Raw genomic sequence first — 24401 nt, 5'->3', positions numbered from 1 at the left:
CTGAACCATCCATGAACGTGCGGCAGCAATAAGACGGCAGCGCGCTATTCCAGGCGCTGTGACGCCTCAACCACTGCCAGAGCCGTCATGTTGACGATACCGCGCGATGTCACCGACGGCGTCAGAATATGCACAGGCTTGGCGGCGCCGAGCAGAATGGGCCCGACATGCAGTGCATCGGTGACCGTCTTGACGACGTTGAGCGTGATGTTGGCCGCGTCGAGATTGGGGAAGACCAGAAGGTTGGCTTCGCCGCTCAGGCGGGAATGCGGCAGCACACGCTCACGCAGGATTTCCGACAGGGCGGAATCGCCATGCATTTCGCCATCCTGCTCCAGATCCGGTGCCTTGGAGCGCAGGATTTCCGAAGCGGCGCGCATCTTGGCGGCACTTTCGGAATCGCGTGAACCGAAGTTGGAATGCGAAAGCAGGGCTGCCTTGGGCTCGATGCCGAAGCGGCGGATTTCGTTGGCGGCCAGAACCGTCTTTTCGGCAATCTCTTCGGCTGTCGGATCGATGCTGACATAGGTATCGGTCAGGAACAGCACGCCGCGCTGTGAAATCAGCAGGCTGAGTGCGGAAAAATTGCGGATGCCTTCGAGCTTGCCGATAATCTGGTCGACATTGCGCAGATGGCGCTCGAAACGGCCTTCCAGACCGCAGATCATGGCGTCGGCTTCGCCGCGCATGATGGCCAGCGCTGCAATCACCGTGCCGCTGGCGCGGACCATGGTGCGTGCCACTTCCGGCGTGGTGCCGCGCCGGCCGGTAAGGTTCACCAAAAGGTCGACATAGTCGCGGTAGCGCGGATCGTCTTCCGGGTTGATGATGTCGAAATCGGTGCCGAGCTTGATCTTCAGGCCGTAGCGCTTGAGACGCGTCTCGATGACCTGCGGGCGGCCGATTAGCGTCGGGATCGCCGTGCCTTCTTCGAGCACCACCTGTGCCGCGCGCAGAACCCGCTCGTCCTCGCCGTCGGAATAGATCACCCGTTTCTTCTCGGCAGTCCGCGCTGCGGTGAAGATCGGCTTCATGATCAGGCCGGAACGGAAGACAAAGCGGTTCAGCTTGTCGAGATAGACCTCGAAATCCTCGATGGGGCGGTCGGCAACGCCGGTTTCCATGGCCGCCTTGGCCACTGCCGGCGCGATGCGCAGGATCAGGCGCGGATCGAACGGCGAAGGAATGAGATAATTGGGGCCGAAGGTCGGTGTTTCGCCGGAATAGGCGCGGGCCGCCACATCCGATGGCTCCTCGCGGGCAAGCGCCGCGATGGCCTTGACCGCCGCCATCTTCATTTCCTCATTGATCGCCCGTGCGCCGCAATCCAGCGCGCCACGGAAAATATAGGGGAAGCAGAGGACGTTGTTGACCTGGTTGGGGAAATCGGAGCGTCCGGTGCAGATCATGGCGTCGGGGCGTGCGGCGCGTGCTTCCTCCGGCATGATTTCCGGATTGGGATTGGCGAGCGCCATGATCAGCGGGTTCGGCGCCATCTGTTTCAAAAGTTCCGGCTTCAGGACACCTGCCGCTGACAGGCCGAGGAACACGTCGGCACCGCCGATGACATCGGCCAGCACGCGCGCATCGGTCTTCTGGGCATAGACGGATTTCCAGCGGTCCATCAGGGTGTTGCGGCCGTCATAGACGACGCCGTCGAGATCGCAGACCCAGATGTTCTTGCGGTTGGCACCGAGCTTGACCAGAAGGTTGAGGCAGGCGAGCGCTGCCGCACCGGCGCCGGACGCCACGATCTTGACCTTGGACAGATCCTTGCCGGCCAGCTCCATGCCGTTGAGGATGGCTGCGGCGACGATGATCGCCGTGCCGTGCTGGTCGTCATGGAAAACGGGAATGTTCATCCTGGCACGGAGGATTTCCTCCACGTCAAAGCATTCCGGCGCCTTGATGTCCTCGAGGTTGATGCCGCCAAAGGTGGGTTCGAGCGCGGCAACGACATCGACGATCTTGTTGATCTCCTGCGCGTCGATCTCGATGTCGAAGACGTCGATGTCGGCGAATTTCTTGAAGAGAACCGCCTTGCCTTCCATCACCGGCTTGGAGGCGAGGGGGCCGATATTGCCAAGACCAAGGACGGCGGTACCGTTGGAGATGACGGCGACCAGATTGGCGCGGCTGGTATAATCGGCGGCTGTAGCAGGATTTGCATGAATGGCAAGGCAGGGCGCCGCCACACCGGGGGAATAGGCAAGGGCAAGGTCGCGCTGATTTCCAAGCGGCTTCGTCGCCTGGATTTCCAGTTTACCCGGCTGAGGAAAGCGGTGGTAAAACAGGGCGCTTTCTTCGAGGTCGGACTGGTTGGGCGAATTGTCCTTGGCCATGGATAATATCCTCCGGAAATTGGCTGGTCGCAACTTGGGATTTGCGATTCAATCTTTTTAGCATGCATAAATGACACGAAGAGCCATAAATGAAGTCCATTTTGTTACAAGTGTTTATCGCAGGAAACCATAGACTTTTTAGCGGCGTCATAAGACTGTGACATGAATCAGGTTTCTGTCAGACCAGAGGTACCGATGCGTACCGGCGCTGAACGGAGATCAGCCTCATGGTTGAGCCAGAGACACGTAAGTTTCGCACGCTCTTTTTGTCCGATGTGCATCTTGGTTCCAAAGGCGCCAAGGCGACCTTCCTCCTGGACTTTCTGAAGTATCACGATGCGGATACGATCTATCTGGTCGGCGATATCGTCGATGGATGGCGTCTGCGCCGCAGCTGGCACTGGCCGCAGGAGCACAACGACATCGTGCAGAAACTCCTGCGCAAGAGCCGCAAGGGCGCGCGCATCCTCTACATCGCCGGCAACCACGATGAATTCCTGCGCGATTTCCAGGGCACGCATTTCGGCGGTATCGAGGTCATGGACCGCACGATGCACGAAACCGCTGACGGCCGTAAATTCCTCGTGATCCATGGCGACCAGTTCGACGTCGTCGTGCGCAATGCCCGCCACATCGCCTATCTCGGCGACTGGGCCTATGATGCGGCGCTGGCCATCAACACCATCATGAACAAGGTGCGGCGCATGCTCGGGCTGCGCTACTGGTCATTCTCCGCCTGGGCGAAATTCCGGGTGAAGAAGGCCGTCAACTTCATCGGTTCCTTCCAGACCGTCGTCTCCGACGAGGCCCGGCGCATCGGCGCCGACGGCGTCATCTGCGGCCATATTCACCACGCCACCATCGAAGAAATCGACGGCATCGAATACATCAACACCGGCGACTGGGTTGAAAGCTGCACCGCCATTGTCGAGCATCACGACGGCAAGATGGAACTCATCTCCTGGACACATCTGATCGGGGAGAAGGCCGGCTTTGCGCCTGTCGTCAAACTCGAGGACAAGCGTCCCAAGGCGGCGAATGCAGCCTGAATGGCTTCTCCTGCAGAGATCGATCCGATGAAGAGGCTGGTCATCGTCTCCGATGCCTGGCATCCGCAGGTCAATGGCGTGGTGCGCACCCTGACCCAATTGCGCGAGCAGATGGAGGCGCGGGGCGTCGAGGTGACGATCATCTCGCCCGCGGACTATCCTTCGGCGCCATGTCCGACCTATCCGGAAATCCGGCTGGCACTGACCTATCCTGCGGCGGTGAAAGCCCGGATCGAGGCGTTGCAGCCCGCCTTCGTGCATATCGCCACGGAAGGCCCGCTCGGCATCATGGCGCGGCGTGCCTGCCTGAAAAACAAGTGGCGCTTCACCACCAGCTTTCATACGCGTTTTCCCGAATATCTGCGCGAGCGTCTGCCCATTCCGCTGGCCTGGACCTACGGCTTTCTGCGCCGGTTCCACAATGCTGCCGAGACCTGCCTTGTCCCGACACAGTCCATCTACGAGGAACTGACCGAGCGCGGCTTCGACACGCTGCGCGTGTGGACGCGCGGTGTCGACCGCGATCTGTTCCGCCCGCAGGCGGATGTCGATCTCGGCCTCGCGCATCCCGTCTTTCTCTGCGTCGGCCGCGTTGCGCCGGAAAAGAATCTTGAAGCCTTTCTGGCGCTTGATCTGCCGGGAACAAAACTTGTCGTCGGCGACGGGCCGGATATGGATGAGCTGAAGCGCAAATTCCCCGACGCCGTGTTCGCCGGCAAGAAGGAGGGCGAGGAACTCGCCCGCCACTATGCGGGTGCCGATGTCTTTGTTTTTCCCAGCCGCACCGACACGTTCGGCCTGGTGCTGCTGGAAGCGATTGCCTGCGGGCTTCCGGTGGCGGCCTATCCGGTGGCCGGCCCGAAGGACGTCATCGGCGCGACGGGCGCAGGCGTTCTGTCAACCGATCTGCAGGAGGCCGCGCTGGGCGCACTTGCCATGGGGCGCGTCGATCCCGATGCCACCCTGCAGGGATTCAGCTGGGAAGCCTGCGCCGATATATTCGAGGATATTCTCACGGCGATTGCCGGTGCCAAGCCGCAGCTCGGCCACGAAGCGAACGCGGCGCGGGCGGTGTCGGCGGGCTAATCTATATTTTCTGCGTTTATGATAATTGAGCTGGAAAAACCTCCAGCGTTTCTAGGCAGTTGGCGCAAATCATGGTATTTCGGAATACGGCTAGTTGATATTCGTGCGCCGTTCCTCGATCCTCCGAAAGTCCCTCCATGACAGCCGCCACTGCGGACACTTTTCACGAAAAACCGTCTCGTTTCGAGTTTCGGCTGTCTCTGGCCTATTTCGCGATTTTCATCTCAAGCGGCCTGCATCTGCCCTATTTTCCCCTGTGGCTGGAGTTCCGTTCGCTGTCGCCGACGGAAATATCGATCGTCCTGTCCATGCCGCTGTTCGTGCGCGTCATCGCCGCGCCGCTGGTTTCCATTCTGGCCGACCAGTCCAGCGACCGTGCGCATATCCTGACCATTGCCACCATTCTGGCGGTGATCGTCGCGGCCTTCTACTTTCTGCCGTTCAATTTCTTCGGCATCCTCGTCGTGTCGCTGGTGCTTGCCGCACCGTGGACATCGCAGGTTCCGCTGGCCGATACGATTGCGCTTTCAGGCGTGCGCCGCTACGGGGCGGATTTTGCCAGGATGCGCGTCTGGGGGTCCATCGCATTCCTGCTGGCCTCCTTTGCCGGCGGCGTGCTGATCCAGCACACGGGCGAGTGGATCATCCCGACGGTGCTGCTGGGTGCGCTGGTAGCCGCATGCGGCATGAGTTTCGTGGTGCCGCGCATCGGCAAGCCGCGCCGCCTGTCGCCGCTGTCGGATATCGACATGGCGGATGCGGGCAGGGCGCTGCGCCGCCCGGCCTTCGTGACCTTCCTGATCGCCACGGGGATCACGCAGGCAAGCCACGCCTATGGCTACAGTTTTTCGGCCATCTACTGGAAGTCCATCGGCATTGAAGAGACGGTGATCGGGGCGCTCTGGTCCATCGCCGTGGTGGCCGAGGTGATCATGTTCACCTGCTTTCGCCGGGTTTTCGGACGCCTGCATCCGGCCAGGGTGCTGATGATCGGCTCAGCCGTCGCCATATTCCGCTGGACCGTCTTCCCGCTGATCGTGCCCGCCGGTCTCGGCGTCGCTGGCTTTTTCGTCGTGCAGAGCCTGCATGCCTTCTCCTTCGCCCTGTCTTTCCTCGGCATGCAGAAAATGATCGCCATGACCATTCCCGAGGAGAAGGGTGGAACGGCGCAGGGCATATCCACCTTCTTCATCGGCACGTCGCTGGCCATCGTCACCATGGTCTCCGGACCGCTCTACAGCGCCACCGGCATCTATGGTTTCTATGCCATGGTGGCGCTGGCGGCGGTCGGGCTTGTCTTGGCCAATGTTTCGCTTCGATTGGAGCAGCGCGAGCGCTAGCCCCAAAGCTCCGATTGCGGCGGCGAGACGCGGCTGCCTTCAAAGACGAGTCCGGGCTGGCGGTCGTCCTTCAGGATCAGCGGGCCGTCGAGATCGACGAAGTCGGCGTCCTGCGCGACGAGGATGGCAGGCGCCATGGCCAGGGACGTGCCCACCATGCAGCCGACCATGATGCCGAACCCGAGTTCGCGCGCCCGTTTCTGCATGCGCAGAGCCTCGGTCAGCCCGCCCGTCTTGTCGAGCTTGATGTTGATGCTGTCGTAGCGGCCAAGAAGGGTGTGCAGATCGTCGGTGCCGTGGGCGCTCTCGTCGGCACACAGGGGGACGGGGTGGGGGATTGTCGAGAGAATGCCGTCCTTGCCAGCTGGAAGCGGCTGCTCGATGAGCACGACCCCGGCCTTTGCGGCGGCCAGCATGTGCCGGACGATATTCCGGTCGGTCCAGCCTTCATTCGCGTCGAGAATGATGCGGCTGTCGGGCGCAGCTTCCGCTACGGCCCGAATGCGATCTTCGTCATCCTCGCCGCCCACCTTGACCTTGATGACCGGACGGCCGGACACGGCACGGGCCGCTGCAGCCATGGTCTGCGCATCGCCGAAGGAAACGGTCACGGCCGTGGTGAGGGCTTTGAGCGGCGACAAGCCGATGATATCGGCAACGCGCCGGCCGGCCCGTTTGGCTTCGAGATCCCAGAGCGCGCAATCGACGGCATTGCGGGCCGCGCCGGCGCCGATCAAACCGGGCAAATCCTGCCGGTTGGCCCCCGCCGCGAGCACGCTGCGCAGTTTTTCGATTTCGGCACAGACGGAATCGAGACTTTCGCCATAGCGGGCATAGGGAACGCATTCGCCGCGCCCCGTGTGCAGTCCGTCGCGCAGGGTGCAAACCACCACGGCTGCTTCCGTCTTGGAACCCCGCGAGATTGTAAACGTTCCGGCAATGGGCCAGCGTTCAACGGTAATCTCCATATTAACAGTCATTATGTGCGCCTTAGAGCCTTTCCTGCTTAAATAGAATCGTTCTGCCGGAGGGAATTTGGTTCAAGATCGAGGGGTTTGGCGAGACCGATGTTTATCCATCGGGCGAAGCCGAAGCCTGATGGGATTGGACCAAAATCACCCGGCCCTTCGGGTTTCGGACTGGCGGCCAACCACTTTGTCAGGCAGCTTCGTCCGATGGATAAACATCGGCCTTGCTACCTTCCGCGTGGATTGTCTCGCCATCCGGGAAACAGAACGGGTTCTATTTAAGCAGGAAAGGCTCTAATTGCTACAGTGACATCAAGTCCGAGACTCGATATGTGTGAGGGATGTTGACCGATAGAGCAAACAATTCAAGTGCTTCTGCTGTCATGGGACGCCATTTCTATGCGGCATGGATGGCAACAAGGCCCGCAGAGCTTTATGTACTGATTTTCAGATCCAGGGACGCCCGAGGCGAATGAATTCGACAGACAACGGCCAGAGCAGAGAGCAGGAGCCCAGCGATATCATCCTTTCGGTCAAGGATGTCAGCGTGTCCTTCGGCCGTTCATCGGTGCTGGAGCATCTGAATCTCGATGTCTATCGCGGCGAGATACTGGGATTTGTCGGCGCATCGGGGACGGGCAAGTCCGTCCTCATGCGGACGATCCTCGGTCTCAATCAGAAACAGCATGGCAATATCAGCATTTTCGGCCATGACATCGATCATGCGACGGAACAGGAAAAACTCAGCGTCGACATGCGCATGGGCGTCCTGTTCCAGCATGGCGCGTTGTTCTCGTCGCTGACGGTTCTGGAGAACATTCAGGTGCCGATGCGCGAATATCTCGACATTCCGCACAGCCTGATGGACGAACTGGCGCGCCTCAAGATCGATCTGGTCGGATTGAAACCGGATACGGCGGAGAAATTTCCGTCGGAACTGTCCGGCGGCATGATCAAGCGTGCGGCGCTGGCCCGCGCTTTGTCACTCGACCCGGACATCGTCTTTCTCGATGAGCCGACATCGGGGCTCGATCCCATCGGTGCCGCGGATTTCGATGAACTGATCGCAAATCTGCGCGATACCATGGGTTTGACGGTCTATATGGTCACGCACGATCTCGACAGCCTGTTCGCCGTTTGCGACCGAATCGCGGTATTGGGTAAGAAAAGGGTTCTTGTGGAAGGAACCATCGACGACATGCTGACGTTTGATGACCCGTGGGTTCAGGAATATTTTCATGGCAAGCGCGCGCGCCAGATCGTGCCGAACGGCAGCAGCAGGCGAAAGTCCGATCGTGTGCAAAGCGCCCGGCAATCCGGGCCGTTGCTGAAGGAACAGGGTTAGGTGGAATAATCGATGGAGACCAAAGCCAACTACGTTCTGGTCGGGATTTTCACGCTTGCGGTTTGCGTCGCGGCGTTCGTCTTCGTGTATTGGATCGCCCGTTATGGCGACAGGCAGGAAATGACGACGCTGGAAATCCGTATCGCCGGTTCGGTCACCGGCCTGGCCGAGGGCAGCCAGGTGCTGTTCAACGGCATCAAGGTTGGCACCGTGCGGCGCCTGAATATCGACAAGACCAATCCTGACGCGGTGATCGCCACCGCGGAAATTGACAGCACGACACCGATCACCCGCTCGACCCAGGCCACGCTTGGCTTTACCGGCCTGACCGGTCTGGCCTTCGTGGAGCTCAAGGGCGGCAAGGTCTATGAGCCCAATCTGCTTGAGGAAGCCGACAAGGATGGCGCCGTCGCGCGTATCGATGCCGACCCGTCCGTGGTCAACAACCTTCTGCAGAAGGCGCAGGACATTCTCGAACGCGTCAACACGGCGATGAGCTCGATTGAAAGCTTCATTACCGAAGTGAAGGGCCCGCTGGTCGATACGGTCAACAACACGAAGAAGTTCACCGATGCGCTGGCCAAGAACTCCGATGTGATCGACAAGTTCAGCCAGAGCGCCGAAGACGTGCAGTCGGTGGTGCGCGAGGCGCGTGAAATGATGACGCGCCTGAATGCCGCTTCCGCCCGGGTCGATGGCGTCCTGGCCAAGGTCGACAATCTGGTGTCCGACGGGGATGGCAGCGTCGTGGCTGAAGCGCGGAACACGCTCAAATCCTATCGTGCGGTTGCCGACAACCTCAACACCAAGCTCGGCCCGATCACGGACAACCTCAACCGCTTCTCCGGACAGGGCTTGCGCGACGTGCAGGCGCTCGTCACCGAGAGCCGCCAGTCGGTCCAGCGCATCGAGCGGGCGATCAGCGATCTAGAGAAGAATCCGCAGCGGGTGATTTTCGGCGGCAGCGGCAATGTGCCGGAGTATGACGGCCGCACGCGCCGTTGACTTTGACGATGCTGCATCGCATGAAGGTTAAGGAATCGTGAAGCTTTGCGTGACAGGGATGATACCATTGGTGAATTCAAGAACGACAATTGCCGCTCTGCTGATGGCTTTGTCCGTTTCCGCCTGCGCCGGAACCAAGAAGCTTGATACATTCGATCTGTCCGGCCCGTCGCTGTCCGACACTTCATCCAGAAAACATGGCAGCCGCCAGATCCTGATCGCCGCGCCATCGGCCCTCAAAGCGCTTGACGGCGAGAATGTCGTTGTCCGCTCCGGACCGAACGCCATTTCGTTCCTGAAGGGCGCACAGTGGTCCGACCGCCTGCCGAACATCGTGCAGACGCGGCTTGTGCAGGCCTTCGAGAGCTCGGGTCGCTTCGGCGGTGTCGGCCGTCCCGGCGAAGGCCTTGCCATCGATTATCAGGTGATCAGCAATATCCGCACGTTCGATATCGATGCCTCAGGCAAGGAAACGGCCGTCGTCGAAATCGCCATCAAGATCCTCAATGACAAGAACGGCACCGTGCGCGCCACCCGCGTGTTCCGCTCGACATCGCCGGTCAGCGGCCAGGGCAATGCCGCCTATGTCACCGCGCTGAACCATGCGTTTGACAGCGCCGCCGGCGATATCGTCACCTGGACGCTGTCGGTTATCTAAACCAGAAACTCAGGCGACCTTTTTGAGTTCGCCCGCTGCCGGACCGGTGGCGAAGGGGAGTTCCTCGTCGGCCCAGCCGGTAATACCGCCGATCATGATTTTCACCGGACGTCCCAGTCTTGCGAGTTTCAGCGCCGCCTGATCGGCTCCATTGCAGTGGGGGCCGGCGCAATAGGCGACGAACAGCGTATCGTTGGGCCATGCGGCCATGCGCTCGGCGGTGATCTCGCGATGCGGCAGATGAATGGCGCCCGGCACGTGACGGCGTTCATAGGCCGCCGGTGTTCCCACCACGTGCAGGAGTACAAAATCTTGGTCGCCGGCCTTCAGCGATGCGGCCACATCGGCACAATCGGTCTCAAGCGCGAGACGCCGGGAAAAATGCTCGATGACAATCTGTGGTGCGGCGGCAGGGGTTTCGGTAACGTAGCTCATGGGGTTCTCCTGTGTTGCTGCCCAATTCGTAAGGCAAGCAACAAGGCACTGGTAGTTGGCAAGATTGCCATATATCGTCGATATCATGTCAAACGCATCCCTTGCCCCACGCCTTGAGAATCCGCTGGTTGTCGCCGTTGCCTATGACGGGCTCTGTACGTTCGAGTTCGGCCTGGTCGTCGAAATGTTCGGACTGCCGCGCCCGGAAATGGGCGATGACTGGTACAAGTTTGCCGTCGCCAGTATCGAGGTGGGTGAGCTGCGCGCTACGGGCGGCGTGCGCATTCTGGCCGATGGCGGGCTTGACCTGTTCGAACAGGCGGGCACCATCATCATGCCGGGCTGGCGGGGTGTAGAGCATGCTGTCCCCGAGGCACTGACCGAGGCTTTGCGGCGGGCGCATGCCAATGGTGCGCGGATTCTGTCCATTTGCTCCGGCGTGTTTGTTCTGGCCGCCGCCGGTCTGTTGTCCGGCCGCAGGGCGACGACGCATTGGCGTTATGCGGATCTTCTCGCGGAGCGCTATCCTGACGTCGCGGTTGAGCCCAACGTGCTTTACGTGGATGAAGGCAGTGTGCTGACCTCTGCCGGGAGCGCGGCGGGCATTGACCTCTGCCTGCATCTGATCCGCCGGGATTTTGGCACCGAAGCCGCCAATAAAGTCGCGCGCCGCCTTGTGGTGGCGCCGCACCGTGAAGGCGGGCAGGCGCAGTTTGTTGAAAGGGCCGTGCCGCCCCCGCATGAGGGGATACGGCTGTCACCGTTGCTCGAGCGGATGCGCACCGAGCTCAGGCAGGATTTTTCCATTGCAACACTGGCCAAGGCGGCGGGCATGAGCCCGCGCACCTTTCTGCGCCGCTTCGAGGCCGCGACCGGCACGACACCGGCCAAGTGGCTGCTGTCGGAGCGGCTGGCCAAGGCACGGGAACTGCTGGAGCAGTCCGCGCTTTCTGTCGAGATCATCGCCGAGACCACCGGGTTCGGCACGGCTGCCACCCTGCGGCATCATTTTCGCCAGCAACTGGCGACAACACCCACCGCCTACCGCGAGATGTTCGGCAAGGGCCGGGAACTGGAGATCGCCTGAAAAGGCGCCGTGGATGCTTAAGGCCTATCCGCCTTCTTGTAAGACCCCATGGTCTGGCGATATGATCCATCTTTTTTAAGATAGCGGTAATGTTGAAATGTTGCTCTTTGTCATGACATCCATTGCTCTTGCATTCACGCCTGGACCAGACATGCTTTTGTGTATGAGCCGATCAATACGATCCGGTCGAACGGCAGGTCTTGTGTCCGCTGCTGGATCAACACTCGGACTTTATTTGCAAGCTGTCGTGGCCGCGATGGGCCTTACCGGTTTGCTGGCTGTTCTTCCGGAAGTATATATTCTCGTGAAGTATCTTGGCGCAGCCTATCTGCTCTATCTCGCATGGCGAATGATCGGGTCAGACGAGATTTTTCGCGATGATCCAACTCCGGCTGAAACAAGCTACAAATGGATTTTCTTCCAAGGCGTGTTGACGAACTTGACCAATCCAAAAGCGATCGTGTTCTTTATATCGTTCTTTCCGCAATTCATTGACCCAGCAGGATCAATTCTTGCTCAAAGTCTTGTCCTCGCCACGATCATAAATGTTTTCTCATTGGCTGTATTGATTTTGATCTGCCTCTTCGCGTCAGCCTGGAAAAATTGGATTGTCAGGCGCCCCGCCATGATACGCCTGCAGAATTGGGTGGTTGCTGGCATATTCGGCATGTTTGCCGTAAAAATCCTGACAAACCCGGCGAGAAGCTAGCCATATTTTTCCGCCTTCTGGAAATTCGCAACCGCTGCCGCCGCTGGTCAATATGATGACCTGTTCCATTCTCACCCCAGCTATGAACAGCTGTTCTGCACGCGCGGCCTCCCAACCCGAAGCGAGTTAGATGGAAGGCTCCAACCTTCCCCCAGAAGGACTGCGCAAGTGGCTTCTCAGCCGCCCATAGCGAGATGTTCGGCAGGGAGTCATGTTCTGCAACGCCAGTGACTGGCTTTGCAACCAAACCACTTCCCTCATGGTGAGCCTGTCGAACCACGCACCATGTATCGTTCTACCTATTCAGGCTCGCCGAACCATTGCGCCGCGGTCTGCGCAAGGTCCCCCAGATCGGGAGCGGTCTCGCCGGCCCAGGCGACGATGCCATCCGGACGTACAAGCACGGCGCACAGGCCAAGCCGGTTTCCGGCATCGCGTGCGAGATAGCCGATCCGGCCGCCCCAGCGGCATGCCAGTGCCTGAAGCGGTGCAGTGGCGTCAAAGTCCAGGAGGAGGCCTTTCCCGCTTCCAAGATGCCCGCCAAGGAACGTCCCGTCGGCCAGCTCGAAGTCGGGCGCACTGCGGCCGACCAGTGGGTGGGTGCCCCCAAGATCGTAGCGGAGCGATACGCCCCAGACGCGTTCGGCGAAGTAGGTTGCACCATCGCGCGTGTCGATGAGATCGCGGATGATGGCTTCGAGCGCACGGGAACTGCGGCTCGGCCGCATGAGCGCGACCTGGGCGCGCGACCAGTCAAGCACCTGCGCTCCGACCGGATGCCGTTCTCTCTCATAACTGTCGAGCAGGCCGGACGGCGCGGTGCCGCGGATTGTTGATGCAAGCTTCCATCCCAGGTTCATCGCGTCGCCAAGCCCGAGATTCAACCCCTGTCCGCCGAGTGGGGAATGGATGTGCGCGGCGTCACCGGCGAGCAGCACCCGTCCATGGCGGTAGGCGGTGGCCTGACAGGCGCGATCCGTCCACGTGGTGGCAAGCGTGAGCGCCGTCACCGTGATGCCGGTGCCGGAGACGCGTCGCAGCACCGCCTGCACGTGGTCGAGCGTGATCGGCCGGGTCCGGTGGTAAACGCCGCCGTCGAAATCGACCATCGCGATGGTTCCGGGCTTCTGGTAGGTGTACATGCCCGTCGGCGTATAGTGACGGCCGGGGGCAAGCACGTCCGGATCAGCCATCTCGACCTCAACGGAATAGCCGGTGAATTCGGGATCGGTGCCGGTGAACGTAAAACCGCCAGCCTTGCGCACGGTGCTGCGCCCGCCATCGCAGCCGACGAGCCAGCGTCCGTGAAAGGCGGTACCGCCAGCATGAACGGTCACGCCATCATCCGACTGGTCGAAACCTTCCACGCCGAAGCCGCGCCTGATCTCGACGCCCATCGCGTCAGCGCGGGCGGCAAGGACGGATTCCACCTGTTGCAGGGTGGTGGCCAGGTTGGCGGCGGCTGGGCCGGGCAGGCGATAGGGCCATTTTGAGGTGTCGATATTGTCCTGGAAAAACTGGATGCCGGCGAAATGGCCGCCCGGGCGGCGCGGCTGTTGCACCCAGTGCGCGGCAGCCGGTGTCCTGTTGCCATCCGATGGTTCTTTTTGCTGGGCCGAGATGTCATCGAGCAGGCCACGGCGGTAGAAGGCTTCGACGGTGGGGGCGGAAAGGCCGCGCATGCCGAACGGCAGCCCTTTCAGGGGGGAGTGCGGGTTTTCGGCTTGCTCCAGCACCAGGACCGACAGGCCGGCGAGGCGCAGTTCGCAGGCAAGAAACAGGCCGACAGGGCCTGCACCGGCGATCACAACATCATAAATCCTGGAAAAATCGGGCATGAACTACTCCTTTGTGGTCGTTCGACCGGAGCGGTTCATCGTTCTGCGAACCACACGGACGAACAAGAAACGCTTGGACAGCGTTGGCTGTTCGTCGAGGGGAACACATGCACGAGGCAGGGACAGAGCTTCCGTTTCCGAAAGGACTTGGGCTTACCAAACCAAGTCTGCCTTTTCCGACGCGGCGAACATAGCGCCGGAGCCGCCGGCCTGCAACGGGAGATATTCCATTCGCTGCTGGCCTGTCTCCGCCGCTGATGCGCGGGCAACAAAAAACGCGGCCAGTGGCCGCGTTTTTCAGTTCTGACAGGACACCGCCTTAGCGCAGGCGGTTACTCGCATGGGCCAGCATGGTGTAGACCTTGCCGGTATCCGACGTCAGGTAGTTCTGGGTCAGGACATTGTCGCGATCATTGCGGGCAACGTCTTCCAGCAGGCGTTCGAAGTCGTCCATGTAGCGGTCGACGGCACGGCGGAATTCGCTGTCTGCCTGGTACTTGCGCTTGATCTCGTCAAACGTCTGCTGACCCTTCAGCGTGTAGAGGCGACGGGTGAACACATTGCGTTCACCGGCGCGGTAACGCTGCCACAGTTCAACCGAAGCCTCATGGTCGATGGCACGGGTGATATCGACCGAAAGCGAGTTCAGCGATTCAACCACCTGACCGGGCGAGCGTGCCTCGGGCGCCTTTGCCTTTGGCTCGGCCGGAGCTTCATCGCTGGATGCACGACGGAGCAGGTCGGAAACCCAGCCATTGCCCTGCTTGGGCTGTTCCGGGTTGCCGCGCACGTCGAGGCTGCCGCGCATGGCCGGGGCCGGAGCAGCGGGTGCCGCAGCAACGGCGCGTGGTGCTGCAACCGGTTCGCTGCGTTGCGGCTGCGGGGCCTGTGCAACGGCTGCTGCCGTACGGGCAGGAGCCGGGGCGCGGGCTGCCCGGGCTTCGCCGACGTCGGTCAGGCGTCCGGACTTCTGCACGATTTCCGACAGCTCCTTCAGCGCATTGATCTGCTCGGAAACAGCCTTGCGCATCTGCGCGGTCGACTGCTTGGCTTCTTCCGGCATGTCCATGACGCCGCGCTGCAGTTCGGAGCGGGTCTCTTCGAGTTCCGCACGGATGGCAGCCGAGGAGCGGCGGATTTCGTCCGTCGCATTGGCGAACTTCTGCGATGCCTGTTCGACAACTTCCGCGATCGAATTGCGGATCTGTTCGGTTGTCTGCGTGGCACGGCCTTCGGCCCGGTCGAAGGCGGAGGAGACGAGGGATTCGAACGACCGCATGGTCTTTTCGATGTGCTCGGATTTCTCCACCAGACCGGTTGCCAGATTCTGCAGGGCGGCCTGACGTTCGTCGAAGGTCGAAGCGAGGTTCGACTGCGACGAGTTGATCAGTTCCGATGCAGCACCCAGCATCTTGCCATGCTCGTCGAAACGCTTGGCGATGGAGGCAATGTCGACGAGTGTCGTGTTCGACAGCTGCGAGAGCTTGCCGATATTGCCGTCGATCAGGCGTGTCGAAGACTGGAAGGACTCGGCAGCACGCGTTGCATTTTCAGCAAAGGTGGTTGTCGTGTCGAGCAGGCGGCCGTCGATGTCGCCAAGATTCTTGGTGGCCATGTCGATCAGTTCGCCCAGCTTCGCATTGGAAGAGGAGAGGCGGTCGATCAGGTTGCTGACGTCGTCGGTCAGGCCTGCCTTGGCTTCCTGGACAGCGGTGATGGTTTCCGCGGTGCGGCTGGCGATGGCATTGATCAGGGCCGCATTTTCCACGCGCAGGCGTTCTGTCGCCGCCGTGGTGGCTTCGACAAGCTGCGAGGCGAGCGTACGGCCATTGTCAGCAAGGCTCTCAACGAGCGGCTGCGCCGTGTTGTCGAGGATGCTGATGATTTCCTGCGAGCGGGCTGCCAGCACTTCGTTGAGTTCGCGGGTGCTTTCGGCCAGCTTGGAGGCGGTGGAATCCGTGGCCGCGGTGAAGCGGGCTTCCAGTGCTTCCAGATTGGCGGCGGCTTCCGTTGCCCGCTGACCAAGACGCTTCTCGGTTTCAGCCAGGCTTTCGTTCATGCGCTGGCTGAATGCCTCGCCATGACCGTCGAGTGCTTCACCGGCCTTCTGTGCTTCGCCGGTGAGGGTGGAAGCGGCTTCGGTGATCTTGTCGCGCAGGGTGCGGGCAACGACCGAGGCGCTCTGTTCAAGCGACTTGCGGACATTGTCGACACCCATGGCGAGCGCGCTCTGCATGGTCGTCGTGCGTTCGTCGATGGTGCCGCCATGGGTTTCGAAGGCCTTGGCGAGCACTTCGGCGCTGTCGTGCAGAACGGCCTGCAGGGCAACGGTACGATCGCTGATGGCGCTGGCCTGGCCGTCAAGGGTCTGGCTGAGCGTCGCATTGCCATGTTCCATCGCCGCGCGAATACCGCTGATACGGTCGTCGAGCACGCTGGCATGGCTGTTGAGGGTTTCACCAATGCGGGCATCGCTGTCGGCGAGGCTTGCCGCGATGGCTGCGGCCCGCTCGTCGATCGTGCCGACATGGGCGGCAAGCGTATCGCTGATACCGGCATTGCTGTTGGCAAGCGTTGCCTGGATGGCTGCAGCGCGCTCATCGAGCGTGTTGACGTGCGAGGCAAGTGTGCTGCCGATCTTGGCGGTGCTGTTGGCAAGCGTCGACGTGATCGTCGCAGCCCGCTCGTCAATGGCGCCGACATGCGAGGCGAGCGTGTCATCGATGCGCGCACTGCTGTTCGAAAGCGCTGCCGAGATTGCGGCTGCCCGTTCGTCAATCGCATTGACATGCGAGGCAAGCGTATCGCCGAACTGGGCGTTGCTGTCGTTGAGCGTTGCCCGGATTCCGGCGGCACGTTCGTCGATGGCGGTGACGTGCGAGGTGAGCACATTGCCGATCTGGGCATTGCTGCTGTCGAGAACAGAGCGGATGCCGGCAGTGCGTTCGTCGATGATCGATGCATGACCGGCCAGGGTCTGGCCGATCTGCGCATGGGTGTTTTCAAGCGCCGCCTGGATGGCCGCCGTGCGCTCATCCAATGCCGAGGCATGGGAAGAAAGCGTGTTGCCGATGCGTGTATCGCTGTTGGCGAGCGCCTGTTCGATACCGGCCGTGCGGTCCTCAATGGCGCTGGCATGCGATGCCAGGACATTGCTGATGCGCTCGTCACTGCTGGTCAGGGCACTCTCGATGCGGCTTGTACGGCCATCAACGGATTCAATGAAGCCGCTGAGCGTGCCGTCGATGCGCGCACCGCTGTTGAGCAGGGTCGACTGGATTTCCGCGTTGCGGGCGTCAATGGCCTGCGTGTGGGCAGCCAGCGTCTCGTCGAGCTTGGCATCGCTGCCAGCCAGAGCCAGCTGGATGTCCTGATTGCGTTCGTCCAGGCTCTTGGCATGATGGTCCAGAGTCTGGGCAATCTTGGCATGCGTGTCGACAAAGGCGGCGCGCATACCGGATGTGCGGTCATCCATGATCTTGGCATGGGCTTCGAGCGTCTGGCCGATGCGGGCATCGCCAGCCAGGATCGCGGCTTCAACACCGGCACTGCGCGCATCGATGCTGCGCGCATGTTCGTCCAGGGTCTGGCGGATCTTTTCATCCGTGTCGGAGAATGCAGCATGCATGCCCGACGTGCGGTCCTCGATGGCCTTGGCATGGGAATCGAGCGTCGCGCCGATGCGGGCATCATTGTCAGCCAGTGCCGCACGCAGACCGGAGGTGCGGTCATCGAGCGATGCGGTGTGACCGTCGATGATCTGGCCGATGGCTGCCGTGCTGGTTTCGAGAACGGAGCGCAGGGTCGACGTATGGTCGCCAAGCTGTCCGGCCTGATCGCGAATGATCGAGGCAGCCCGTTCTGTTTCGCCGGAAAGGGTTGCAGCGAGGGCTTCGCGGCTTTCGGCCAGCCTGTCGGCAAAGAGCGTCGTATTGGTGGACAGCAGGCTTCCAACCGATTCGGAAAGGCTCGACAGGTCGTTGCCGATCTTCGCCTTCGTTTCGTCGACGATACCGTCAATCGAAGCGCGGCCGTCAGTGAAGGTCTTGGCAATGTCGCGGGTACGTTCGATCAACTGTTCATTGATCTGGCGCGCACGGGCTTCCAGTGCTGAATTCAGGCGTTCGGTGCTGGCATCCAGCGACTGGGCGCGGGTTTCGAATTCAGCGAGCAGGGACCGGCCGCGCTCGTTGATTGTCGTGTCGAGCCCGGCGAGACGCGTATCGAATTCACCGACCAGGGTCTGGGTGGCGTTGCCCAGCAGCGACAGCATGCTGTTGGTGCGGCCATCCAGCGTATCGGCCAGCTTCATCGTCACCGAATCGGTCTGTTCGGAGAGCGCTGCAATCCGCATTTCCAGAAGATTTGCAAAGGCTTCGCCCGAAGTGGTGATCTTGGCCGAGATGTCGTCGGAGCGCGAGCCGATCGATTCGGCAATTGTGTGCCCGCTCTGGGTCAGGCGATCGATGAGCGTATCGCCGGACTGGTTGATCGACATGGTCAGGTTGGTCGAGGCGTTGAGCAGATTGTCACGCAGCGAATCGCCAGCCAGGGACAGTTCATCCTTCAGCTGTTCATGTGCGCTGGAGATCGAGGCACGAACCCGTTCGGCATGGCCGATGACCGATTCGCGTTCGCCGCCAAGACGGTCGACCAGCGTGCGGATGCGGTGTTCGTTGTCCGTATAGACGCGTTCCAGCTGGTTGACCTCGGTCTGAACAAGCGTTTCCAGCTCAACTGCACGGGCGAGGGTGCGTTCGACACCTTCGCTCATCGCGGCGACTTCACGGCGAACGGCCTGGCCCAGCGAGGCCACGCGGTCGGACGAGAGCATTTCCGGCTCGGAAAGACGCATGGCGGCTTCGGCCATGGAGCGGGCGGCATACTGCATTTCCTGCGCGCGGCGCACCATCAGGGCAAAGGCCCAGAACAGCATGATCGGAACGATGATCGCGACGGCGAGGGCAATCGCATAGGGCGCAGCGGCAAAATCGGCGAAGGACCGAATCGACCACAGGGACGAGCCGTAGAGCGCCTGACCAAGCGCAAGAACGCCGGCGGCCCAGAGCACGCTGACGATTGCGGTGACCAGTCCATAGGAGCGCGGCGCCTGGTTTGAAACCGGCGAACGGGTCGTTTGGGTATTCTGCAGCAAATCGTCATTTGCCGGCTTGAATGTCTGCGGCGGCACGGCGGGCGCCTTTGGCGGCGCGGGCGGAGCAGCGGGAATCGGGTTGGCAGCCTGGATCTGCGGCTTGGGCGCCGGCAGCGGAATCGTGTTCTCCGCGGCAAGGCTTTCCTTGATTTCCACGGGCTTTACAGGTTCCGGAACGACGGGCGGATTGTGTTTTTCCGCTGCCAGTTCCTGCGCTGCCTGGGAAATCTGCGCTTCGAGATCGTTGAAAGAGATCAGATCGTCATCGACTGGCGAAAGATCCATATCCATGCCGAGTGTCGACTCATCGAAATCAATTTCTAGAGCCTTTTCAAGAGCTTCACCAAGTTCATCCTCGGCTTTCGCTGCTTTGTTCTTCGGGGCTGTGGCCATGTTTACCTCGCAATATTGGGCAGTGACCACATGTGGAGTCGACTGCGCCATACTCTTTACGCCTTAAGTCTATCGTACTGGCACATGGATTGGAAAGAAACAATGGATTCGGGAAATGCTTAAAAGTTTAAACACAAGGTTAATTTTTTTGGCCCGAACCAAATTTTGCCGGAATGCCTGAATTAACCCTTCGTTCACCACATCGGGCCAATTCGGGGGGTAGCGGCCACGCTTTAACCCAGAATATCCGGCATTTGATTAAACTTGTGCATTCATTTGAGTCTGAGTTCAGGAGAGTATCATGGCACTGCCACAACAAGCGTCAATGGCTTTTGCGCTGCCGGGCGGCGAAACGTCCAAACCATCGCGCAAACGGCCGATCGATCTTGTGCATCTTACCCGCGAGACATTCGGCAACCGGGCACTCGAGACCGAAATCCTCAGCCTGTTCTCCCGGCAGATCTCCGGAATCGTCAACCGGCTGAGCCAGGCGAATGCGGATGAACGGGTTCGTCTCGCCAAATCGCTCAAGGGTTCGGCGCGCGCCGTCGGTGCCTTCCGCGTGGCCGATCTGGCCGAATCGATTGAACAGTCGCCCGGCAACACGAAGCTGTTGAGCGAACTGCATCCCGAAATCGACGATGTGCGTGATTATATAGCGGCGATCACGCGCTAGGGGCTCAGTCCGGGGGCGGGGCCCCAGGCTGCGTCAGGGAGTGCAATTGACTTCCCTGCCCAAATCCCTATCTCAGCGGTAACTTTTCTGCTTGGGGCTTTTTTCATGGCAAAGATCACGTTTGTCACTTTCGATGGCGTCCGGATTGAGACGGAAGCCGAGAACGGCTCGACCGTGATGGAAAGTGCCATCCGCAACGCCGTGCCGGGCATCGACGCGGAATGCGGCGGTGCCTGCGCCTGCGCGACCTGCCATGTCTATGTCGACGGCGCATGGAAGGACGCGGCCGGAGAGCCGGAAGCCATGGAAGAAGACATGCTGGACTTCGCCTATGACGTGCGTCCGAGCTCGCGCCTGTCCTGCCAGATTCGCGTTTCCGATGAACTGGACGGCCTTGTCGTGCATGTTCCGGAACGTCAGGCCTGACATTCCGCATATTTTGCCTGATATTTTCTCACGGACCGATTAGAATTGCTCCATTCCAGACCGCGGGCGGGTATGAAATACTGCACTGGTTTGTCATGAGGAATTGTCGATGAGTGAAATAACCAAAACGGACGTTGTGATCATTGGTGCCGGGCCTGTCGGCCTCTTTGCCGTATTCGAACTCGGCCTTTACGATCTCAAATGCCATCTGATCGATATTCTCGACCGTCCCGGCGGCCAATGCGCCGAACTCTACCCGGAAAAGCCGATCTATGACATTCCGGCCTGGCCCGAGATCAGCGGGCAGGGTCTGACGGACAAGCTGATGGAGCAGATCAAGCCGTTCGCGCCGCAATTTCATTTCAACCGCATGGTCACCCGGCTGGAACGCCAGCCCGATGGCCAGTTCCACGTGGAAACGGACGAAGGCGAGATTTTTGAGACCAAAGTGGTGGTGATCGCCGCCGGCGGCGGCTCATTCCAGCCGAAGCGCCCGCCGGTTCCCGGTATTGAAGCCTTCGAGGGCAAGAGCGTCTTTTATTCGGTGCGCCGCATGGAAGAGTTCCGTGACGAAGATGTGCTGATTGTCGGCGGCGGCGATTCGGCCCTGGACTGGGCGCTGAACCTGCAGCCCATCGCCCGCAGTTTGACCGTGGTGCATCGCCGTGCCGAATTCCGCGCGGCACCCGACAGCGTCAAGAAAATGTTCGAACTGGTCGAGCGTGGCAGCGTGCGGTTCGAGCTTGGACAGGTTTCCGGCCTGACGGGCACCGACGGGCAGCTGTCCAGCGCCACGATCAAGGCTGCGGAGGGAGAGACGGAGATTTCGGTCACCCGCCTGCTGCCGTTCTTCGGTTTGACGATGAAACTCGGCCCGATTGCCGATTGGGGCCTCAACCTGCATGAAAATCTCATACCGGTGAATGTCGAAACCTTCGAAACCTCGGAACCGGGGATTTTCGCCATCGGCGACATCAACTGGTATCCCGGCAAGCTAAAGCTGATCCTGTCCGGTTTCCACGAGGCCGCGCTGATGACCCAGGCGGCCAAGCGCATCGTCAGCCCCGGCGAGCGGGTGGTGTTCCAATATACGACCTCATCGACCAGCCTGCAGAAGAAGCTGGGCGTCGCTTGAAAGATGAACCGGCGCGTCAGCGCCGGTCAGACTATCCCTTTTTCTTTTCCATCTCACGCTGGATGCGGAATATGAGCAGCCGTTCGAAGCGGCGCTCAAAATTCTTTCCCTCCACGCGGTCAAACTGAATCTGCGCAGCGTCCTGCTCCTTCATCAGCTTGACCATGAGCCTGGCCGCATCGGCTTTCATCTCTTCGCAATTGCTGCGCCAGGGCAGGGCTTTCATTGCCCGTTCCATATCGCCGGCGGCGGTGCGGGCGATCACGATATGGCTCTCTTCATGACGTTTGATATCGGCCGACAGCGTATCCCAGATCATGGCGAGATCGGGCTTGGCCGAAGCGCGCTGTTTCCAGCGCGGCAGGTGGACCTGGGCGTGAATGGTGATGTCTGCCTCGACAACCCGGCAGCTCTTGCCGTCGGAGCCGTATTTGACCTTGGTGTTGAACCGCATCTGCGTCGCGCCGGGATGACGAGGGCCGGTCTTGTGCAGTTGCGGACCACGCCGGCTCAACTCGCGGTCGAGATCGGCGGCGGTCGTGCCGGACAGGGTGAAATACTTGTAATTGCGCAGGACCACGGCCGCATTGGCGCTTTCTGTCGCGAGCAGGCATGCAAGTGCGAGAGCCGCCGTTCTGACAATCGTTTTCATGGGGACTGGTCCTTCATTTCGGCCAAAGCCTGCCTGTGCTCCCGATACTGTAGCGCCAAAAACGTTGCGGATGAATTGACGTGACGGCCGTTCTGTTCAAAAACAACTGCAGCAGTACAGTCTTGAAAGGAGCATCCCATGCAAAGAGAGTGGCGTCTAGCGCATGGGCGATCCCTCACCCTCGGGCCGGTGTCTGTCATCATGGGTGTTCTCAATGTCACGCCGGATTCGTTTTCCGATGGCGGCGTGCATCTGGCGCTGGACAAGGCCATCGAGGGGGCGAGGGCGATGATTGCCGCGGGGGCAACCATCATCGATGTCGGCGGCGAGTCGACCCGTCCCGGCGCAACCCGCGTCGATGCCCGGACTGAACAGGCGCGGGTACTTCCGGTCATCGAGGCCCTCGCAGGGGAAACCGATGTCATCATTTCCGTCGATACCTATCGCGAGGAAACCGCGCGGCTGGCCGTTGCCGCCGGTGCGCATATCGTCAATGACGTGTGGGGTGTCCAGCGCGAACCGGCGATTGCCGATCTTGCGGCGGAAACCGGTGCCGGACTTGTCATCATGCATACGGGCCGGGAGCGGGAGCGCGATCCGGATGTCATCGTTGACCAATTCGCTTTCCTCAACCGGTCACTGGAGATCGCCAGGCTGGCCGGCGTGGCGCGCGAGCAGATCGTGCTCGATCCGGGATTCGGCTTTGCCAAGGAAACCGAGGAGAACCTTGCCCTGATGCGGCGGTTCGGCGAGCTGCAGGCCTTTGGTTATCCCTTCCTGGCGGGTACGTCGCGCAAGCGTTTCCTCGGCGCCGTGACGGGGCGCGATGCGGACGAGCGCGACGTGGTCACGGCCGCGACATCCGCGATCCTGCGGCTGGCCGGTGCGGATGTGTTTCGCGTGCATGATGTCAGGATGAACCGGGATGCGCTGGCCATCGCCGATGCCATGCTTGCAACCCGGAGTGCCGGGACATGAGCCCTGTGCACAAGGCGTGGCTGGGACTGGGCGGCAATATCGGGGAACCCGTTCAGTCGATGGCGGAAGCCCTGCAGGCCCTCGACCGCCGCGATGATACGCAGGTCACTGCCGTTTCGCCGGTTTACCGGACGCCGCCGTGGGGAAAGATCGATCAGGCGTGGTTTCACAATGCCTGTGCCTGTGTCGAAACATCCCTCGAACCGGAAGCTTTGCTGGCGGCCACGCTGGATATCGAGCGCCGGATGAAACGGGAGCGGATCGAACGCTGGGGACCGCGCATCATCGACATCGACCTTCTGGCCTATGAGGGCAGGGAGCGCTTTGAAAGCCCGACGCTGACGCTGCCGCATCCGCGCATGACAGAACGGGCCTTTGTGCTGGTGCCGCTCGGCGATATCGCGCCGGATCTTGTGGTCAGCGGCAAAAGCATTGCCGGATGGGCTGTCCTGTGTGACCGTTCCGGCATAGAAAAAGCCCGCACGGATGCGGGCTGGTGGCGCGACAACCGAACGGATTGATCAGTTCTTGGCGATGCTGCTGACCGCGGTGTTGTCCACCCGCTTCAGGGTCATGCCGACAACCGGGATCAGCGTATCTTCCAGCCGCACGGATATGGTGACGTTCAGCGTGTTGTCGCCGGTAAACTTGGCCAGCATTGCGCCGGTCAGCTGTTTGCGGGTGATGTTCAGGACAACCCGGTCGCCGGCAACGCTGCCGCCGGTGATATCAAGGCCCTTGCCCGCCGCACCGTCGAGGAACGTGCCCTTATAGGTGCCGCCGGAACGGGCGATGGTTGCCTTCATCGGCTGGTTGAAAATGCCGACACGGCAATTGCCGTCCAGCGTCATGCCTGCGGTCTCATCGGGCGTAGAACCGTCGAGCGTGCAGGTGAATTTCGTGCCTTTATACTTGCCGGCAACGATCTCGCCCGGACCAACCCACTGGCCTTCGACGGTCTGAAAGAACTCGGCGTCCTTGTCTTTGTCCTTGGCTTGTGCGGAAAACGCGAAGAGCGCGCATGCGAACAAAGATATGGTAGCGGCAGCTGCGCGTGTTTTCATTCGGGTTACTCAACACAAATCATTGAAATGACGATGACCGATCATCGGTTGGAATGGTTA

At 60.7% G+C, this 24401-nt stretch carries 20 protein-coding genes; 13 read left to right on the top strand and 7 right to left on the bottom strand.

Going from position 1 to position 24401, the window contains the following annotated elements; all coding sequences use genetic code 11:
• Positions 1-44: 44 nt before the first annotated feature.
• The gene (locus tag RDL77_RS08335; protein WP_223612927.1) at positions 45-2342 is read right to left on the bottom strand and encodes an NADP-dependent malic enzyme; all 2298 of its coding nucleotides are present in this window, start codon (positions 2340-2342) and stop codon (positions 45-47) included.
• A gap of 227 nt (positions 2343-2569) precedes the next feature.
• On the opposite strand from RDL77_RS08335, the gene RDL77_RS08330 reads away from it, so the two are divergent.
• The 3 genes from RDL77_RS08330 to RDL77_RS08320 all read left to right on the top strand — a co-directional run bounded on the left by RDL77_RS08330 (position 2570) and on the right by RDL77_RS08320 (position 5817).
• The gene (locus RDL77_RS08330) at positions 2570-3391 is read left to right on the top strand and encodes a UDP-2,3-diacylglucosamine diphosphatase (RefSeq protein WP_223612928.1); all 822 of its coding nucleotides are present in this window, start codon (positions 2570-2572) and stop codon (positions 3389-3391) included.
• Positions 3392-3418: 27 nt separating this feature from the next.
• The gene (locus RDL77_RS08325) at positions 3419-4477 is read left to right on the top strand and encodes a glycosyltransferase family 1 protein (RefSeq protein ID WP_288192556.1); all 1059 of its coding nucleotides are present in this window, start codon (positions 3419-3421) and stop codon (positions 4475-4477) included.
• A 137-nt stretch (positions 4478-4614) separates the two neighbouring features.
• Complete coding sequence (locus tag RDL77_RS08320; RefSeq protein WP_288192497.1) at positions 4615-5817, top strand: MFS transporter; 1203 nt, start codon at positions 4615-4617, stop codon at positions 5815-5817.
• On the opposite strand, the gene dgcA is transcribed toward RDL77_RS08320, so the two are convergent.
• Positions 5814-6797, bottom strand: a complete 984-nt coding sequence (gene dgcA / locus RDL77_RS08315; RefSeq protein ID WP_288192496.1) for an N-acetyl-D-Glu racemase DgcA — start codon at positions 6795-6797, stop codon at positions 5814-5816. The two genes, RDL77_RS08320 and dgcA, sit on opposite strands and share 4 nt — an antisense overlap.
• A gap of 460 nt (positions 6798-7257) precedes the next feature.
• On the opposite strand from dgcA, the gene RDL77_RS08310 reads away from it, so the two are divergent.
• From RDL77_RS08310 to RDL77_RS08300, 3 genes are all read left to right on the top strand, one after another.
• A complete protein-coding gene (locus tag RDL77_RS08310; RefSeq protein WP_288192495.1) occupies positions 7258-8130 on the top strand; it encodes an ABC transporter ATP-binding protein in 873 nt (290 codons plus the stop codon).
• Positions 8131-8142: 12 nt separating this feature from the next.
• A complete protein-coding gene (locus tag RDL77_RS08305; RefSeq protein WP_105732406.1) occupies positions 8143-9135 on the top strand; it encodes an MlaD family protein in 993 nt (330 codons plus the stop codon).
• A 103-nt stretch (positions 9136-9238) separates the two neighbouring features.
• Positions 9239-9793, top strand: coding sequence for an ABC-type transport auxiliary lipoprotein family protein (locus tag RDL77_RS08300; protein WP_374042692.1), 555 nt, complete (start codon positions 9239-9241; stop codon positions 9791-9793).
• Between the two features lie 9 nt (positions 9794-9802).
• Here the strand turns inward: RDL77_RS08300 and RDL77_RS08295 are convergent, their stop codons facing one another.
• Entirely contained in the window at positions 9803-10228 is a 426-nt protein-coding gene (locus RDL77_RS08295) for a rhodanese-like domain-containing protein (protein WP_288192494.1), read from the bottom strand.
• A gap of 85 nt (positions 10229-10313) precedes the next feature.
• Between RDL77_RS08295 and ftrA the strand changes: the two genes are divergently transcribed.
• The gene (gene ftrA, locus RDL77_RS08290) at positions 10314-11315 is read left to right on the top strand and encodes a transcriptional regulator FtrA (protein ID WP_374042691.1); all 1002 of its coding nucleotides are present in this window, start codon (positions 10314-10316) and stop codon (positions 11313-11315) included.
• 97 nt (positions 11316-11412) lie between these two features.
• Positions 11413-12024, top strand: coding sequence for a LysE family translocator (locus RDL77_RS08285; protein WP_288192493.1), 612 nt, complete (start codon positions 11413-11415; stop codon positions 12022-12024).
• Positions 12025-12323: 299 nt separating this feature from the next.
• On the opposite strand, the gene RDL77_RS08280 is transcribed toward RDL77_RS08285, so the two are convergent.
• Both RDL77_RS08280 and RDL77_RS08275 read right to left on the bottom strand, forming a co-directional pair.
• On the bottom strand, positions 12324-13862 hold the full coding sequence (locus RDL77_RS08280; RefSeq protein ID WP_288192492.1) for an FAD-dependent monooxygenase: 1539 nt from the start codon (positions 13860-13862) through the stop codon (positions 12324-12326).
• A 319-nt stretch (positions 13863-14181) separates the two neighbouring features.
• Positions 14182-19410 carry a kinesin gene (locus RDL77_RS08275; RefSeq protein ID WP_288192491.1) on the bottom strand — a complete coding sequence of 1743 codons (5229 nt, stop codon included), beginning with the start codon at positions 19408-19410 and terminating at the stop codon, positions 14182-14184.
• Positions 19411-19711: 301 nt separating this feature from the next.
• Here RDL77_RS08275 and RDL77_RS08270 point away from each other — a divergent pair, with 301 nt between their 5' ends.
• The 3 genes from RDL77_RS08270 to RDL77_RS08260 all read left to right on the top strand — a co-directional run bounded on the left by RDL77_RS08270 (position 19712) and on the right by RDL77_RS08260 (position 21647).
• Entirely contained in the window at positions 19712-20086 is a 375-nt protein-coding gene (locus RDL77_RS08270) for an Hpt domain-containing protein (protein WP_223612938.1), read from the top strand.
• Between the two features lie 105 nt (positions 20087-20191).
• Entirely contained in the window at positions 20192-20512 is a 321-nt protein-coding gene (locus RDL77_RS08265) for a 2Fe-2S iron-sulfur cluster-binding protein (RefSeq protein ID WP_240370589.1), read from the top strand.
• Positions 20513-20621: 109 nt separating this feature from the next.
• Positions 20622-21647 (top strand): NAD(P)/FAD-dependent oxidoreductase, encoded by a 1026-nt coding sequence (locus tag RDL77_RS08260; protein ID WP_288192490.1) that lies wholly within the window; start codon positions 20622-20624, stop codon positions 21645-21647.
• Between the two features lie 31 nt (positions 21648-21678).
• Here RDL77_RS08260 and RDL77_RS08255 read toward each other — a convergent pair whose 3' ends face one another.
• A complete protein-coding gene (locus RDL77_RS08255) occupies positions 21679-22299 on the bottom strand; it encodes a DUF922 domain-containing Zn-dependent protease (RefSeq protein ID WP_288192489.1) in 621 nt (206 codons plus the stop codon).
• Between the two features lie 138 nt (positions 22300-22437).
• On the opposite strand from RDL77_RS08255, the gene folP reads away from it, so the two are divergent.
• Together folP and folK are read left to right on the top strand one after the other, a co-directional pair.
• Complete coding sequence (folP, locus tag RDL77_RS08250) at positions 22438-23277, top strand: dihydropteroate synthase (protein WP_288192488.1); 840 nt, start codon at positions 22438-22440, stop codon at positions 23275-23277.
• The gene (folK, locus tag RDL77_RS08245) at positions 23274-23798 is read left to right on the top strand and encodes a 2-amino-4-hydroxy-6-hydroxymethyldihydropteridine diphosphokinase (protein ID WP_223612943.1); all 525 of its coding nucleotides are present in this window, start codon (positions 23274-23276) and stop codon (positions 23796-23798) included. The genes folP and folK overlap by 4 nt, the downstream gene beginning before the upstream one ends.
• Here folK and RDL77_RS08240 read toward each other — a convergent pair whose 3' ends face one another.
• A complete protein-coding gene (locus RDL77_RS08240; protein ID WP_223612944.1) occupies positions 23799-24341 on the bottom strand; it encodes a hypothetical protein in 543 nt (180 codons plus the stop codon). It abuts the gene before it with no gap.
• Between the last annotated feature and the right edge of the window lie 60 nt (positions 24342-24401).

The sequence above is a fragment of the uncultured Phyllobacterium sp. genome, assembly GCF_902479695.1.
Lineage (GTDB): Bacteria > Pseudomonadota > Alphaproteobacteria > Rhizobiales > Rhizobiaceae > Phyllobacterium > Phyllobacterium calauticae.
The sequence above is the reverse complement of the archived record's forward strand: the minus strand, read 5'-3'. Positions and strand labels throughout refer to the sequence as shown.

What these genes read in the sequence shown, in the direction of transcription:
- RDL77_RS08255 (WP_288192489.1), bottom strand. Translation starts at nt 22,299, where the DNA reads ATGAAAACGATTGTCAGAACGGCGGCTCTCGCACTTGCATGCCTGCTC.
- RDL77_RS08275 (WP_288192491.1), bottom strand. Translation starts at nt 19,410, where the DNA reads ATGGCCACAGCCCCGAAGAACAAAGCAGCGAAAGCCGAGGATGAACTT.
- RDL77_RS08280 (WP_288192492.1), bottom strand. Translation starts at nt 13,862, where the DNA reads ATGCCCGATTTTTCCAGGATTTATGATGTTGTGATCGCCGGTGCAGGC.
- RDL77_RS08270 (WP_223612938.1), top strand. Translation starts at nt 19,712, where the DNA reads ATGGCACTGCCACAACAAGCGTCAATGGCTTTTGCGCTGCCGGGCGGC.
- folP (WP_288192488.1), top strand. Translation starts at nt 22,438, where the DNA reads ATGCAAAGAGAGTGGCGTCTAGCGCATGGGCGATCCCTCACCCTCGGG.
- RDL77_RS08295 (WP_288192494.1), bottom strand. Translation starts at nt 10,228, where the DNA reads ATGAGCTACGTTACCGAAACCCCTGCCGCCGCACCACAGATTGTCATC.
- RDL77_RS08260 (WP_288192490.1), top strand. Translation starts at nt 20,622, where the DNA reads ATGAGTGAAATAACCAAAACGGACGTTGTGATCATTGGTGCCGGGCCT.
- RDL77_RS08330 (WP_223612928.1), top strand. Translation starts at nt 2,570, where the DNA reads ATGGTTGAGCCAGAGACACGTAAGTTTCGCACGCTCTTTTTGTCCGAT.
- folK (WP_223612943.1), top strand. Translation starts at nt 23,274, where the DNA reads ATGAGCCCTGTGCACAAGGCGTGGCTGGGACTGGGCGGCAATATCGGG.
- RDL77_RS08300 (WP_374042692.1), top strand. Translation starts at nt 9,239, where the DNA reads ATGGCTTTGTCCGTTTCCGCCTGCGCCGGAACCAAGAAGCTTGATACA.
- RDL77_RS08240 (WP_223612944.1), bottom strand. Translation starts at nt 24,341, where the DNA reads ATGAAAACACGCGCAGCTGCCGCTACCATATCTTTGTTCGCATGCGCG.
- dgcA (WP_288192496.1), bottom strand. Translation starts at nt 6,797, where the DNA reads ATGACTGTTAATATGGAGATTACCGTTGAACGCTGGCCCATTGCCGGA.
- RDL77_RS08285 (WP_288192493.1), top strand. Translation starts at nt 11,413, where the DNA reads ATGTTGCTCTTTGTCATGACATCCATTGCTCTTGCATTCACGCCTGGA.
- RDL77_RS08265 (WP_240370589.1), top strand. Translation starts at nt 20,192, where the DNA reads ATGGCAAAGATCACGTTTGTCACTTTCGATGGCGTCCGGATTGAGACG.
- RDL77_RS08310 (WP_288192495.1), top strand. Translation starts at nt 7,258, where the DNA reads ATGAATTCGACAGACAACGGCCAGAGCAGAGAGCAGGAGCCCAGCGAT.
- ftrA (WP_374042691.1), top strand. Translation starts at nt 10,314, where the DNA reads ATGTCAAACGCATCCCTTGCCCCACGCCTTGAGAATCCGCTGGTTGTC.
- RDL77_RS08320 (WP_288192497.1), top strand. Translation starts at nt 4,615, where the DNA reads ATGACAGCCGCCACTGCGGACACTTTTCACGAAAAACCGTCTCGTTTC.
- RDL77_RS08335 (WP_223612927.1), bottom strand. Translation starts at nt 2,342, where the DNA reads ATGGCCAAGGACAATTCGCCCAACCAGTCCGACCTCGAAGAAAGCGCC.
- RDL77_RS08305 (WP_105732406.1), top strand. Translation starts at nt 8,143, where the DNA reads ATGGAGACCAAAGCCAACTACGTTCTGGTCGGGATTTTCACGCTTGCG.
- RDL77_RS08325 (WP_288192556.1), top strand. Translation starts at nt 3,419, where the DNA reads ATGAAGAGGCTGGTCATCGTCTCCGATGCCTGGCATCCGCAGGTCAAT.